The organism is Bacillus sp. FSL R5-0603, assembly GCF_038050295.1.
In the GTDB taxonomy this organism is placed as follows: Bacteria; Bacillota; Bacilli; order Bacillales; family Bacillaceae; genus Bacillus; species Bacillus subtilis.
Genome location: NZ_JBBOYP010000001.1, coordinates 1584050 through 1598689 on the forward strand (window position 1 = coordinate 1584050; position 14640 = coordinate 1598689).

Consider the following 14640-nt stretch of genomic DNA (forward strand, 5'->3'; position numbering starts at 1 on the left):
GAAAAGAGAGAGAACACCTCTTGAGGGGGATGAAAATGTCTGATTATCTAGTCATCGTGGAATCGCCCGCTAAGGCGAAAACGATTGAACGTTACTTAGGTAAAAAATATAAAGTAAAAGCATCAATGGGACATGTCCGGGATCTTCCAAAAAGTCAAATGGGAGTTGACATAGAACAGAATTTTGAACCGAAATATATTACCATTCGAGGTAAAGGCCCGGTATTAAAAGAGCTGAAAACGGCTGCGAAAAAAGCCAAAAAAGTGTATCTCGCAGCCGACCCCGACAGAGAAGGGGAAGCGATTGCATGGCATTTGGCACACAGTCTTGATTTAGATCTCAACTCTGACTGCCGTGTGGTGTTTAACGAAATTACAAAAGACGCTATTAAGGAATCGTTTAAGCATCCCCGCATGATCAATATGGATTTAGTGGATGCACAGCAAGCGAGACGTATTTTAGACAGGCTTGTCGGATATAAAATCAGTCCGATCTTATGGAAAAAAGTCAAAAAAGGGCTTAGCGCAGGACGCGTGCAATCCGTTGCCCTCCGTTTGATTATTGACCGTGAAAAAGAGATTAACGACTTTAAGCCTGAGGAATATTGGACAATTGACGGTACGTTCTTAAAAGGTCAAGAAACCTTTGAAGCGAGCTTTTTCGGGAAAAACGGCAAAAAACTTCCTTTAAATAGTGAAGCTGATGTAAAAGAGATTCTTTCTCAGCTCAAAGGGAATCAATATGCAGTTGAAAAAGTAACCAAAAAGGAACGCAAACGTAATCCTGCTTTGCCTTTTACCACTTCTACCCTGCAGCAGGAAGCGGCTCGCAAGCTCAATTTCAGAGCGAAGAAAACGATGATGATTGCACAGCAATTATATGAAGGAATTGATTTAGGAAGAGAAGGAACGGTTGGTCTGATCACGTATATGAGAACGGATTCAACCCGTATTTCAAATACGGCTGTTGATGAAGCAGCTGCATTTATTGATCAGACATATGGAAAAGAGTTCCTAGGCGGAAAACGGAAGCCTGCGAAAAAGAATGAAAATGCCCAGGATGCCCACGAAGCAATTCGGCCGACATCAGTTCTTAGAAAACCAAGTGAATTAAAAGCAGTCCTCGGCAGAGACCAAATGAGACTGTATAAATTAATTTGGGAGCGTTTTGTTGCCAGCCAAATGGCACCGGCTGTTCTCGATACAATGAGTGTCGACCTGACAAACAACGGTTTGACATTTCGTGCAAATGGAAGTAAAGTCAAGTTTTCCGGGTTTATGAAGGTGTATGTTGAAGGAAAAGACGACCAAATGGAAGAAAAAGACCGGATGCTGCCTGACTTACAAGAAGGCGACACGGTATTATCAAAAGATATAGAACCTGAGCAGCATTTTACCCAGCCGCCTCCGCGATATACTGAGGCCCGGCTTGTTAAAACCCTTGAAGAACGCGGTATCGGCCGTCCATCCACATATGCTCCGACACTTGATACTATTCAGCGGCGCGGCTACGTGGCATTGGATAATAAACGTTTCGTTCCGACTGAATTAGGTCAGATCGTTCTTGACTTGATCATGGAGTTTTTCCCTGAGATCATTAACGTTGAGTTTACAGCTAAAATGGAGAGAGATCTTGATCATGTTGAAGAAGGAAATACCGAATGGGTCAAGATTATCGATAATTTCTACACCGATTTTGAAAAACGCGTCAAAAAAGCCGAATCGGAAATGAAGGAAGTTGAGATTGAACCAGAGTATGCTGGAGAGGATTGTGAATTGTGCAGTTCTCCAATGGTATATAAAATGGGACGGTACGGTAAATTCTTAGCTTGCTCCAACTTCCCTGACTGCCGGAACACGAAACCGATTGTGAAACAAATCGGTGTGAAGTGCCCGAGCTGCGGAGAAGGAAACATTGTTGAGCGAAAATCGAAAAAGAAACGGGTGTTTTACGGCTGTGACCGTTATCCGGACTGTGAATTCGTATCATGGGACAAACCAATTGAACGAAAATGCCCGAAATGCGGAAAAATGCTCGTCGAGAAAAAACTCAAAAAAGGCATACAAGTCCAATGCGTGGAATGCGATTATAAGGAAGAACCACAGAAGTAGCGGTGAGCAGGGTCTTGCTCACCTTCTTTGTGTGTTAAAAGAAGGCCTTGAATAATAAACTAGGAGATGTGAAAGATGAACCAACAAACAGTGAATGTAATCGGAGCCGGACTCGCAGGAAGTGAAGCGGCATGGCAGCTTGCCAAACGGGGGATTCAAGTCAAATTGTATGAAATGCGGCCAGTTAAACAAACGCCTGCGCACCATACAGATAAATTTGCAGAGCTTGTCTGCAGCAACTCTCTTCGCTCTAATACGCTTGCTAACGCTGTCGGTGTATTAAAGGAAGAAATGCGTGCGCTTGATTCAGCCATTATCGCGGCGGCTGACGAATGTTCGGTGCCTGCCGGGGGCGCTCTTGCAGTAGACCGTCATGAATTTGCCGCAAGTGTGACAAATCGGGTGAAAAATCATCCAAACGTAACCGTTATTAATGAAGAAGTGACTGAAATTCCTGAAGGCCCTACTATCATCGCAACGGGTCCGTTAACATCTGAATCGCTGTCTGCCCAGCTGAAGGAGCTGACTGGAGAGGACTATTTATATTTTTATGACGCAGCGGCGCCAATTGTAGAAAAAGACAGCCTTGATATGGATAAAGTGTACCTGAAATCCCGTTATGATAAAGGTGAAGCAGCATATTTGAACTGCCCGATGACAGAAGAAGAGTTTGACCGTTTTCATGAAGCATTAACATCAGCAGAAACAGTGCCGTTAAAAGAATTTGAAAAAGAGATTTTCTTTGAAGGCTGCATGCCGATTGAAGTCATGGCAAAACGGGGTAAGAAAACAATGCTTTTCGGTCCGATGAAACCGGTTGGTCTAGAGCATCCTGTTACAGGAAAACGCCCTTATGCCGTCGTTCAGCTCAGACAGGATGATGCTGCGGGAACACTTTATAATATTGTAGGATTCCAGACTCATTTAAAATGGGGAGACCAAAAGGAAGTTCTCAAGTTGATTCCAGGGCTTGAAAATGTAGAAATCGTCAGATATGGCGTGATGCACAGAAACACATTTATTAACTCTCCAAGCCTGTTAAAGCCGACTTATCAATTTAAAAACCGCAGTGATCTGTTCTTTGCAGGCCAAATGACGGGAGTAGAAGGATATGTGGAATCAGCTGCCTCAGGACTTGTAGCAGGCATTAATGCGGCGAAGCTTGTATTGGGAGAAGAGCTTGTGATCTTCCCTCAGGAAACAGCAATTGGCAGTATGGCACATTATATTACAACAACAAACCAGAAGAACTTCCAGCCGATGAATGCAAACTTTGGGCTTTTGAAAGAATTGCCAGTTAAAATTAAAAATAAAAAAGAACGAAATGAACAATACGCGAACCGTGCGATTGAAACAATTCAAACAATTTCGAAAACGATATAGGTATTGATTGCAACCTGAGCGCGATTTGTGATACCATTTAAAAGCCCTTCCTGGGGAGGTATTAGGCATGGAGAATGTTAAGAATTTCGTAAAGTTATTCGTTGAATATTTACAAATTGAAAAAAATTATTCACAATATACTATTGTGAATTATGTGGATTCAATTGAAGAATTCGAGACTTTCCTGCGCGTTCAAGGTATAAATGGATTTGAAGAAGCTGCATATCAAGATACTAGGATTTTTTTGACAGAAGCCTATGAAAAAGGTTTATCGAGAAGAACAATAAGCAAAAAGATATCTGCATTAAGAAGCTTTTATAAGTTTCTGATGCGGGAAAAGCTTATTGAAGAAAATCCGTTTCAGCTTGTTCATCTGCCAAAACAGGAGAAACGGATACCGAAGTTTCTATATCAAAAAGAGCTTGAGGAGCTGTTTGAAGTTTCAGATATAAGCCAGCCGGCCGGAATGAGGGATCAAGCGCTGTTAGAGCTGCTCTATGCCACCGGAATGAGGGTCAGTGAATGCTGTTCCATAACTATTAACGACGTTGATTTATTTATGGACACTGTGCTTGTTCACGGTAAAGGCAAGAAGCAGCGCTATATCCCCTTTGGGTCTTATGCCCGCGAAGCGTTGAAGGTATACATGAATAGCGGAAGACAGTGCTTGCTGATGAAGGCAAAAGAACCTCATGATCTATTATTCGTAAATCAAAGAGGCGGACCGCTTACAGCCCGTGGCATCAGACATATTTTAAGCGGGCTTGTTCAAAAAGCGTCAAGCACTTTACATATCCATCCGCATATGCTTCGACATACGTTCGCCACGCATCTGTTAAATGAAGGAGCGGATTTGAGAAGCGTTCAAGAACTGCTCGGGCATTCCAATCTGTCTTCTACACAGATATACACGCATGTTTCGAAGGAAATGTTGAGAAACACATATATGTCTCACCATCCAAGAGCATTTAAGAAAAATTAAAGGAGGCCCTTTATGTCATCTTTTCATGCGACCACAATATTTGCCGTACAGCATAAAGGACGAAGCGCTATGTCCGGAGACGGCCAAGTAACATTTGGTCAGGCTGTTGTCATGAAACACACGGCACGGAAAGTGAGAAAACTGTTTAACGGCAAAGTTCTTGCTGGCTTTGCGGGATCTGTTGCAGACGCTTTCACTTTATTCGAAAAGTTTGAAGCTAAGCTTGAAGAATATAACGGCAACTTAAAACGGGCGGCTGTTGAGCTTGCGAAGGAATGGCGCAGCGATAAAGTGCTAAGAAAGCTCGAAGCCATGCTGATTGTTATGAATCAGGATACTTTGCTTCTCGTATCGGGAACAGGCGAGGTGATCGAACCAGATGACGGCATTCTCGCGATTGGATCAGGAGGCAATTACGCTTTGGCAGCGGGAAGAGCACTGAAAAAGCATGCCGGTGAAAGCATGTCTGCAAGTGAGATTGCCAGAGCCGCGTTAGAAACAGCAGGCGAAATTTGTGTTTACACGAACGATCAAATCATACTGGAAGAGCTTGAATAGAAAGGACTTGAGGCGCATGGAAAAAAAACCGTTAACTCCTAGACAGATTGTAGATCGGTTAGACCAATATATTGTCGGTCAGCAAAATGCGAAAAAAGCTGTCGCCGTGGCATTAAGAAACCGCTATAGAAGAAGTCTTCTGGATGAAAAGCTGAAGGACGAGGTCGTTCCGAAAAACATTTTAATGATGGGTCCTACCGGCGTCGGGAAAACTGAAATTGCCAGACGAATCGCCAAGCTTTCAGGTGCGCCATTTATCAAAATTGAAGCTACTAAATTTACCGAAGTCGGCTATGTAGGCAGAGATGTTGAATCAATGGTCAGAGATCTTGTGGAGACTTCTGTTCGGCTTATCAAAGAAGAGAAAATGAATGAAGTAAAGGAACAGGCAGAAGAAAATGCAAACAAACGCATTGTTCGTCTGTTAGTTCCTGGAAAGAAAAAACAATCAGGCGTTAAAAATCCGTTTGAAATGTTTTTTGGAGGCAGCCAGCCGAATGGTGAAGATGAGGCGGAGAGCCAGGAAGAAGCAAACATCGAAGAAAAAAGAAAACGAATGGCACATCAGCTGGCTTTAGGAGAGCTCGAAGACTACTATGTAACAGTAGAAGTCGAAGAACAGCAGCCTTCTATGTTTGACATGCTGCAGGGCTCGGGTATGGAGCAGATGGGTATGAACATGCAGGATGCGCTGAGCGGATTAATGCCAAAGAAAAAGAAACGGCGCAAAATGACAGTCAGAGAAGCCAGAAAAGTCCTGACGAATGAAGAAGCAAGCAAACTCATCGATATGGATGAAGTCAGCCAGGAAGCTGTTCAGAGAGCAGAAGAGAGCGGGATTATCTTTATCGATGAGATTGATAAAATCGCAAAGAACGGCGGTGCATCTTCTTCTGCCGATGTTTCAAGAGAAGGCGTTCAGCGGGATATCCTGCCGATTGTTGAGGGCTCAACCGTTGTCACAAAATATGGTTCTGTAAAAACAGACCATGTATTATTTATTGCAGCAGGAGCGTTTCATATGGCCAAACCGTCTGATTTGATTCCTGAGCTGCAGGGGCGTTTCCCGATTCGTGTAGAACTGAACAAACTCACGGTAGACGACTTCGTGAGAATTTTGGTTGAGCCGGATAATGCGCTGCTGAAACAATATCAGGCATTATTGCAGACAGAAGGTATATCTCTTGAATTTTCTGACGAAGCTATTCATAAGATTGCTGAAGTTGCTTATCATGTGAACCAGGACACAGATAATATCGGTGCGAGACGCCTTCATACAATACTTGAACGCCTATTAGAAGATTTGTCGTTTGAAGCTCCAGATGTAACGATGGAAAAAATAACGATTACACCACAGTATGTCGAAGAAAAGCTCGGAACGATAGCCAAAAACAAAGATTTAAGTCAATTTATATTGTGAAAAATTTAATATGAGGAATGTTTAGGAGGATTATTTATCATGGCTTTATTACAAAAAACAAGAATTATTAACTCCATGCTGCAAGCTGCGGCAGGGAAACCGGTAAACTTCAAGGAAATGGCGGAGACGCTGCGGGATGTAATTGATTCCAATATTTTCGTTGTAAGCCGCAGAGGGAAACTCCTTGGGTATTCTATTAACCAGCAAATTGAAAATGATCGTATGAAAAAAATGCTTGAGGATCGTCAATTCCCTGAAGAATATACGAAAAATCTGTTTAATGTCCCTGAAACATCTTCTAACTTGGATATTAATAGTGAATATACTGCTTTCCCTGTTGAGAACAGAGACCTGTTCCAAGCTGGTTTAACAACAATTGTGCCGATCATCGGAGGCGGGGAAAGATTAGGAACACTTATTCTTTCACGTTTACAAGATCAATTCAATGACGATGACTTAATTCTAGCTGAATACGGCGCAACAGTTGTCGGAATGGAAATCCTAAGAGAAAAAGCAGAAGAAATTGAAGAGGAAGCAAGAAGCAAAGCTGTCGTACAAATGGCTATCAGCTCGCTTTCTTACAGTGAGCTTGAAGCAATTGAGCACATTTTTGAGGAGCTTGACGGAAACGAAGGTCTTCTTGTTGCAAGTAAAATTGCTGACCGTGTCGGCATTACCCGTTCTGTTATTGTGAACGCACTCAGAAAGCTGGAGAGCGCCGGTGTTATCGAGTCTAGATCATTAGGAATGAAAGGTACTTATATCAAGGTGCTAAACAACAAATTCCTAATTGAATTAGAAAATCTAAAATCTCATTAATCACAAAAAGAACCCTTTTTGAGGGTTCTTTTTTTATTTCAAATAAAGGAAATCAATAAGCTTTATTTCCTGGGTTGAAAGTCTTTCTATGTAATAATTTTAATAAATTTTGCATTTTTCTTCAAAAAGTTTCAAAAATGCCGAAAAGAAAGGAGAAAAAACAGAAATTCTGCTATTTTCAGGCTTATATCAAGGCGAGAAATGTAGTTCTAACAATCTAGGACTTTATACCTAGTTGCAAAATAGATAATTGTGAGGACATTTTTTTACACGAACTTCATAGACTTTATGCCTGTTATTTCTTACAATAAGCATATAGTTTTACAATTCTCGACAAGGATATTGAGGGTGAAAAAAACTGAAATGGAGGTAAGTGGATTTGAGCTTATTTTCTGGAACGATACAAAATCTTGAAAATGCCTTGAGCAGAGCGGATATTAAGCAAAAAGTCATAACTAATAATATCGCCAATATAGATACACCGAACTATAAGGCAAAAAAAGTTTCTTTCCAAAATTTATTAGATCAAGAATCCTCGCGTCTTGAAGCGATAAAAACAGACTATCGTCATGTTGATTTTTCTGATACTGATTCGAATTATTCAATTGTTGCGAGCGGAGATACATCGTATCAGCAAAATGGAAACAATGTTGATGTTGACAAAGAGATGACAGAATTGGCGCAAAATCAAATCAACTATCAAGCTTTGGTTGAAAGAATGAACGGTAAATTTAATTCGCTGAAGACCGTATTAACAGGAGGAAAATGATGACAGCTTTTCATAGTTTAAATGTTTCAGCATCGGCTTTAACAGCTCAGCGAGTCAGAATGGACGTTGTATCATCTAACTTAGCAAATATGGATACGACAAGAGCTAAGCAGGTGAATGGAGAGTGGGTGCCTTACAGAAGAAAAATGGTCTCCCTTCAGTCAAAAGGTGAATCGTTCTCTTCCATTCTCAATTCTCAAATGAGCGGAAGCGGTAGTGCTGGAAACGGTGTGAAGGTTTCAAAAATTACGGAGGATGATTCGGATTTTAATCTTGTCTACGATCCGACAGACCCTGATGCAAACGCTGATGGATATGTACAAAAGCCTAATGTTGATCCATTAAAGGAAATGGTTGATCTTGTCAGCAGCACCAGATCATATGAGGCGAATGTCACGGCGATGAATGCCACAAAGGGAATGCTGATGAAGGCGTTAGAAATCGGAAAGTAGGTGAATGAATGTGATTAATGCAATTTCTCCTTTTCAGGTTCAAAATACTCAAAACACTCAAAATGCAACAAATCAAGTAAACAATAGCCAAAAAACAGATTCTTCAAATCAAACAAGCTTTTCGGAGCTTTTAAAAAACTCTATTAGTTCGTTAAATGAGTCCCAAGTAGCTTCTGACAACATGACTAATGCCTTGGCTGCAGGAAAAGATGTAAATCTTGATGAGGTCATGATCGCTGCTCAAAAAGCTAGCATCTCTCTAACTGCAGCAACAGAGTTCCGCAATAAAGCTGTGGAAGCTTATCAGGAGATTATGAGAATGCAAATGTAGGGGGTCTGACGATTTAGAGAAAGAGTGGAATGACCGGGGGTTAACATGAATCGTACTCTAATGCAAATGAAAAACAAAACGAGTGAGTTTTGGAAAAATAGATCTAAATTACAAAAGATTTTAATGGTTAGTGCTTTAGCGGCAATTATTATTATTGGAATTATTATTAGTGTTTTTGCTTCAAATTCTAAAATGGCGCCGCTGTACAAAGATTTGTCTGCCGAAGAAGCAGGACAAATCAAAGAAGAATTGGATGCCAAAAAAGTGCCAAACGAACTTTCGAATGGCGGTACAGTGATTAGTGTTCCGGAGGATCAAGTTGATTCTTTGAAAGTGCAGATGGCTGCAGAAGGACTTCCTAAAACGGGATCAATTGATTATTCATTTTTTGGACAGAATGCCGGCTTTGGTTTGACAGACAATGAGTTTGATATGGTGAAAGTAAAAGCTACACAGACAGAACTGTCAAACTTGATCAATGAAATGGACGGTATTAAAAGTTCAAAAGTAATGATTAATCTCCCGAAAGACGCGGTGTTTGTCGGTGAAGAGCAATCTGCAGCATCTGCATCAATCGTTTTGCAGATTCAACCGGGTTATACACTTGATCAAAGCCAGATCAATGGATTATATCATCTGGTATCTAAAAGCGTGCCGAACCTAAAAGAAGATAACATCGTCATCATGGATCAAAATTCTACATACTACGACAAATCAGACAGTGATGCAGGGTCCTACGCGGATAGTTATTCTTCTCAGCAAGGAATTAAGTCTCAAGTTGAAAAAGACATTCAAAAACATGTACAGTCACTTCTTGGTACGATGATGGGCCAAGATAAAGTCGTTGTCTCCGTTACAGCAGACATTGATTTCACAAAAGAAAATCGGACAGAAGACATTGTCGAACCTGTGGATAAAGAAAACATGGAAGGCATTGCAGTCAGCGCTGAAAAGGTATCTGAAACATATCAGGACGACGGTGCAGCCAACGGCGGAACTGCTGGAACCGGTGAGGAAGATGTAACAAATTATAAGGCTGACGGTGAAAATACCGATAGCGGGAACTACGAAAAAAACAGCAACAAAATCAATTACGAGGTTAACCGAATTCATAAAGAAATCGCCGAAAGTCCTTATAAGGTCAGAGATTTAGGGATTCAAGTAATGGTAGAGCCGCCTGATGCCAAAAACACAGCGTCGCTATCAACTGAAAGACAGGATGATATACAAAAAATCCTTTCAACTGTAGTCAGAACATCTTTGGATAAAGATGAAACGCAAAACCAGAATTTATCTGATGCTGATATCAATAATAAGATTGTTGTCTCCGTTCAGCCATTCGACGGAAAAGTCAATTTGGATACAAATACGGAAAATTCCTCAGGTATCCCGCTGTGGGCATATATTGTAGGCGGTGTTTTAATCGCAGCGATCATTGTTCTGATCATTATGCTTATCAGAAAGAAACGGGCGCAAGAGGATGAATTTGAGGAATATGAGTATGAGGTTCCTCAAGAACCAATCAATTTGCCTGATATCAACGAAGAGGAAAATGAAACAGCGGAATCAGTCAGACGAAAACAGCTTGAAAAGATGGCGAAAGACAAGCCGGAAGATTTTGCAAAACTGCTGAGAAGCTGGCTGGCCGAGGATTAGGAGGAATTAGAAATGGCGAGACGTGATCAAGATAAGCTTACAGGAAAACAAAAAGCAGCCATTCTCATGATTTCCTTGGGGTTAGATGTGTCAGCTTCTGTCTATAAGCACTTAACCGATGAAGAAATTGAAAGGCTTACTCTGGAAATATCAGGTGTTCGAAGCGTCGATCATCAAAAAAAGGATGAAATCATAGAAGAATTTCATAATATAGCCATTGCGCAAGATTATATTTCTCAAGGCGGTTTAAGCTATGCAAGACAAGTTCTGGAAAAGGCGCTTGGGGAGGATAGGGCGGAGAACATTCTAAACAGGCTGACTTCTTCTTTGCAGGTTAAACCATTTGATTTTGCCAGAAAAGCGGAGCCTGAACAAATTTTGAATTTTATCCAGCAAGAGCATCCGCAGACGATGGCGTTAATCTTGTCTTATTTAGATCCTGTGCAGGCCGGGCAAATTTTATCCGAGCTGAATCCTGAAGTACAGGCTGAGGTTGCGAGAAGAATCGCGGTCATGGATAGAACGTCTCCAGAAATAATTAATGAGGTAGAACGGATTCTGGAACAAAAATTATCTTCTGCATTTACTCAGGATTATACACAAACAGGCGGAATTGAAGCTGTTGTGGAAGTGTTAAACGGGGTAGACAGAGGGACAGAGAAGACGATCTTGGATTCATTGGAAATTCAGGATCCCGATCTTGCTGAAGAGATTAAAAAGCGGATGTTTGTCTTCGAAGATATTGTCACACTTGATAACCGTGCCATTCAGAGAGTCATTCGCGATGTTGAGAACGACGATTTGCTCCTTTCATTAAAGGTTGCAAGCGAGGAAGTCAAAGAAATTGTATTCAACAATATGTCACAGCGTATGGTTGAAACCTTCAAAGAAGAAATGGAATTTATGGGCCCTGTACGCTTGAAAGATGTAGAAGAAGCTCAATCGAGAATTGTAAGCATCGTCAGAAAGCTTGAAGAAGCCGGTGAAATTGTGATAGCAAGAGGCGGAGGGGATGATATTATTGTCTAATATCATTAAACAAGAATCATCTATTTCTCCAAAAAAGGAAAAAAGAAAACTTTCTATACAAGAGGTGCGTATTGATCATTCTCACCTTTTGCAGGCTGAAGAGAACCCGGAGGCGCTTATGACTCGAGTGAAAGAGGAAGCTGACCGGATTTCTGAGCAGGCAAACAGTCATATAGAAAATATTCGCCGTCAAATTGAGCAGGAGAAAAACGATTGGGCGGCTGAAAAACAGAAGCTTATTGAAGAAGCAAAAAACGAGGGCTTTGAACAAGGAGTAGCCTTGGGAAAAGCTGAGGCAATGAAACAGTATGCCGAACTGATCGGCCAAGCAAACAGTATAACTGAAATGTCCAGAAAAGCTGTTGAGGACAAGCTTGAAGACGCAAATGAAGAAATCGTTGAGCTTGCCGTTGCCCTAGCAAAAAAAGTTTGGCAGCAAAAGTCTGATGATAAAGAGGCTTTCCTCCTGCTTGTACAACAGGTTATAAACGAAGTGAAGGAATATGACGATATATCAATTTATGTTGATCCATATTACTATGAGACAATCTTTCAGCAAAAAGATGAAATCCAGCAGCTTCTTTATAAAGAATGCCGGCTTGGCATATATGCTGATGAAAAAGCTCAAAAAGGAACCTGTTATATTGAAACTCCTTTTGGCAGGGTAGATGCGAGTGTTGACACACAATTGATGCAATTGAAAGATAAACTTCTGACAGCGCTGGAAGCAGGTGCAGCTGAATGAAGACACAGAGTCTGATAGATTGTATAGAAATGACAGACTCGTATAAACGATACGGAAAAGTCAAGCGGGTAATCGGCCTGATGATTGAATCAAAAGGGCCAGCAAGCTCAATTGGCGACGTGTGTCTAATTTATGCAAAAGGACAATCTGGGAAAGTCATTAAAGCTGAGGTAGTCGGCTTCCAGGAAGAAAATATTTTGCTTATGCCTTATTTAGAGGCTGCGAGCATTGCACCTGGCAGCATTGTAGAAGCTACTGGGGAATCACTTCGGGTTAAAGTTGGAACGGGACTGATTGGACAAGTCATCGATGCTTTTGGAGAACCGCTTGACGGAAAACTTCTGCCGAAAGGGCTTTCGCCTGTATCAACGGAGCAATCACCGCCCAACCCGATGAAACGGCCACCTATCCGTGAAAAGATGGGTGTTGGAGTCAGATCAATTGACAGCTTGCTGACAGTCGGTAAAGGCCAGCGGATTGGAATTTTTGCAGGAAGCGGTGTCGGAAAAAGCACATTAATGGGGATGATCGCCAAGCAGACAGAGGCTGACTTAAACGTCATTGCACTTGTCGGAGAGCGCGGACGAGAGGTTCGGGAGTTTATTGAAAAAGATCTGGGGAAAGAGGGGCTGAAACGATCGATTGTAGTCGTTGCCACCTCAGACCAGCCAGCATTAATGAGATTGAAAGCGGCATATACAGCGACTGCAATTGCCGAGTATTTCCGAGATAAAGGCCAAAATGTCATGTTTATGATGGATTCTGTTACAAGGGTGGCAATGGCGCAGCGAGAGATTGGACTGGCTGCAGGGGAGCCTCCGACGACAAAAGGTTATACACCTTCAGTGTTCGCTATTTTACCTCGTTTACTAGAACGAACGGGTGCAAACGAGCATGGAACCATTACGGCATTTTATACAGTGTTGGTAGACGGGGATGACATGAATGAGCCGATTGCCGATACCGTACGCGGAATTTTAGACGGACATATTGTGTTGGACAGGGCGCTTGCCAATAAAGGCCAGTTTCCTGCAGTTAACGTACTAAAAAGCATCAGCAGGGTGATGTCAAACATTTCAACAAAACAGCATCTGGATGCGGCAAATAAATTCCGTGAACTTTTATCGACATATCAAAATTCGGAAGATCTCATTAATATCGGAGCTTACAAAAGAGGATCATCCAGAGAAATTGATGAAGCGATACAATTTTATCCGCAGCTTATTCAATTTTTAAAGCAGGGAACAGACGAACCGGCTTTATTGGAAGAAAGCATTGCTGTATTAACTAGTTTGACAGGAAATGAGGAATAAACGTGGCTTATCAATTTAGATTCCAAAAGCTGCTGGAACTAAAAGAAAATGAAAAAGACCAATCCTTATCTGAGTATCAGCAATCAGTTTCTGAATTTGAAAACGTTGCTGAAAAATTATATGAGAATATGAGCAAAAAAGAATTGCTGGAACAAAATAAGGAAAAGAAATTAAAAAGCGGCATGAGTGTACAAGAAATGAGGCACTACCAACAATTTGTCTCAAATCTTGATAATACGATCTATCACTATCAAAAGCTTGTCATTATGAAAAGAAATCAAATGAATCAAAAACAAGAAATTTTGACAGAGAAAAACATTGAAGTGAAAAAGTTTGAAAAAATGCGTGAAAAACAGTTTAAAATGTTTGCTCTTGAAGATAAAGCTGCAGAAATGAAAGAAATGGACGATATTTCGATTAAGCAGTTTATGATTCAAGGCCATTAGGAGCGAATGTAATGTCCGGCAAAAAGAAAGAATCAGGTAAGTTCCGTTCGGTTTTGCTGATCATTATCCTCCCGCTGATGTTTCTATTAATCGCAGGGGGGATTGTTCTTTGGGCTGCTGGTATCAATGTTTTAAAGCCGATACAAGATGCTGCGGCAAAAACGCCGGTTCTTAAAGAATTGGTCCCTGAAACCGAAAATAAAAAAGGCACAGCATCAAGTAAGGATAGCAGTAATACGACAGCTCTGGAAAAGACCATTAAGGATCAAAAAAGTGAAATCAGTATATTGAATAAAGATTTAGAAACAAGTAAATCAGAAATCGATAGGCTCAATCAAAAGATCCGTTCACTTGAAAAGACGGCTGAGGATCAAAAAAAGTCATCAGAAGATCATGCTGAAGGATCAGCAGACTCGAAAGCTTCTTCTGAAAATGACAAAGTGATCAGTGTGTACAAAAGCATGGACAGCGGAAAGGCTGCTAAAATTATTGCCCAATTAAAGGAGCAAGAAGCACTGAAAATATTGAATGGCCTAAGCAAAAAGCAGCTTGCTGACATATTGGCGAAAATGACTCCTGAGCAAGCAGCAACCTATACAGAAAAAATTGCTGCCAGCCAAGAATAG

15 protein-coding genes are annotated in these 14640 nt (G+C 41.2%); all 15 read left to right on the forward strand.

From position 1 onward, the window contains the following. The first annotated feature begins 35 nt into the window (after nucleotides 1-35). The 15 genes from topA (at nucleotide 36) to NYE56_RS08280 (ending at nucleotide 14640) form a co-directional block, all read left to right on the forward strand. Nucleotides 36-2111 carry a type I DNA topoisomerase gene (gene topA, locus NYE56_RS08210; protein WP_216999209.1) on the forward strand — a complete coding sequence of 692 codons (2076 nt, stop codon included), beginning with the start codon at nucleotides 36-38 and terminating at the stop codon, nucleotides 2109-2111. A 75-nt stretch (nucleotides 2112-2186) separates the two neighbouring features. Further along, entirely contained in the window at nucleotides 2187-3494 is a 1308-nt protein-coding gene (trmFO, locus tag NYE56_RS08215) for an FADH(2)-oxidizing methylenetetrahydrofolate--tRNA-(uracil(54)-C(5))-methyltransferase TrmFO (protein ID WP_003244725.1), read from the forward strand. A 67-nt stretch (nucleotides 3495-3561) separates the two neighbouring features. After that, complete coding sequence (xerC, locus tag NYE56_RS08220) at nucleotides 3562-4476, forward strand: tyrosine recombinase XerC (protein WP_003231988.1); 915 nt, start codon at nucleotides 3562-3564, stop codon at nucleotides 4474-4476. A gap of 12 nt (nucleotides 4477-4488) precedes the next feature. Next, nucleotides 4489-5034: an ATP-dependent protease subunit ClpQ gene (clpQ, locus tag NYE56_RS08225; protein WP_003238555.1), complete on the forward strand. Its 546-nt coding sequence runs from the start codon at nucleotides 4489-4491 to the stop codon at nucleotides 5032-5034. Between the two features lie 16 nt (nucleotides 5035-5050). After that, entirely contained in the window at nucleotides 5051-6454 is a 1404-nt protein-coding gene (gene hslU, locus NYE56_RS08230; RefSeq protein WP_014476801.1) for an HslU--HslV peptidase ATPase subunit, read from the forward strand. A gap of 39 nt (nucleotides 6455-6493) precedes the next feature. Further along, nucleotides 6494-7273: a GTP-sensing pleiotropic transcriptional regulator CodY gene (gene codY / locus NYE56_RS08235; protein WP_003220850.1), complete on the forward strand. Its 780-nt coding sequence runs from the start codon at nucleotides 6494-6496 to the stop codon at nucleotides 7271-7273. 379 nt (nucleotides 7274-7652) lie between these two features. Continuing rightward, nucleotides 7653-8042 carry a flagellar basal body rod protein FlgB gene (flgB, locus tag NYE56_RS08240; RefSeq protein ID WP_003245656.1) on the forward strand — a complete coding sequence of 130 codons (390 nt, stop codon included), beginning with the start codon at nucleotides 7653-7655 and terminating at the stop codon, nucleotides 8040-8042. Further along, nucleotides 8042-8494: a flagellar basal body rod protein FlgC gene (gene flgC, locus NYE56_RS08245; RefSeq protein WP_024572493.1), complete on the forward strand. Its 453-nt coding sequence runs from the start codon at nucleotides 8042-8044 to the stop codon at nucleotides 8492-8494. Before flgB ends, flgC begins: the two co-directional genes overlap by 1 nt. A 10-nt stretch (nucleotides 8495-8504) precedes the next feature. Continuing rightward, nucleotides 8505-8825, forward strand: a complete 321-nt coding sequence (fliE, locus tag NYE56_RS08250; RefSeq protein WP_003238544.1) for a flagellar hook-basal body complex protein FliE — start codon at nucleotides 8505-8507, stop codon at nucleotides 8823-8825. A gap of 45 nt (nucleotides 8826-8870) precedes the next feature. Beyond that, the gene (gene fliF / locus NYE56_RS08255) at nucleotides 8871-10481 is read left to right on the forward strand and encodes a flagellar basal-body MS-ring/collar protein FliF (protein ID WP_341283701.1); all 1611 of its coding nucleotides are present in this window, start codon (nucleotides 8871-8873) and stop codon (nucleotides 10479-10481) included. Between the two features lie 12 nt (nucleotides 10482-10493). Further along, entirely contained in the window at nucleotides 10494-11510 is a 1017-nt protein-coding gene (gene fliG, locus NYE56_RS08260; RefSeq protein WP_268549329.1) for a flagellar motor switch protein FliG, read from the forward strand. Continuing rightward, nucleotides 11503-12255 carry a flagellar assembly protein FliH gene (gene fliH / locus NYE56_RS08265; protein WP_268555217.1) on the forward strand — a complete coding sequence of 251 codons (753 nt, stop codon included), beginning with the start codon at nucleotides 11503-11505 and terminating at the stop codon, nucleotides 12253-12255. Before fliG ends, fliH begins: the two co-directional genes overlap by 8 nt. Then, the gene (gene fliI / locus NYE56_RS08270) at nucleotides 12252-13568 is read left to right on the forward strand and encodes a flagellar protein export ATPase FliI (protein WP_014479783.1); all 1317 of its coding nucleotides are present in this window, start codon (nucleotides 12252-12254) and stop codon (nucleotides 13566-13568) included. The genes fliH and fliI overlap by 4 nt, the downstream gene beginning before the upstream one ends. A gap of 2 nt (nucleotides 13569-13570) precedes the next feature. After that, the gene (gene fliJ, locus NYE56_RS08275; RefSeq protein ID WP_003231977.1) at nucleotides 13571-14014 is read left to right on the forward strand and encodes a flagellar export protein FliJ; all 444 of its coding nucleotides are present in this window, start codon (nucleotides 13571-13573) and stop codon (nucleotides 14012-14014) included. Between the two features lie 11 nt (nucleotides 14015-14025). Beyond that, nucleotides 14026-14640, forward strand: coding sequence for a MotE family protein (locus tag NYE56_RS08280; protein ID WP_268555216.1), 615 nt, complete (start codon nucleotides 14026-14028; stop codon nucleotides 14638-14640).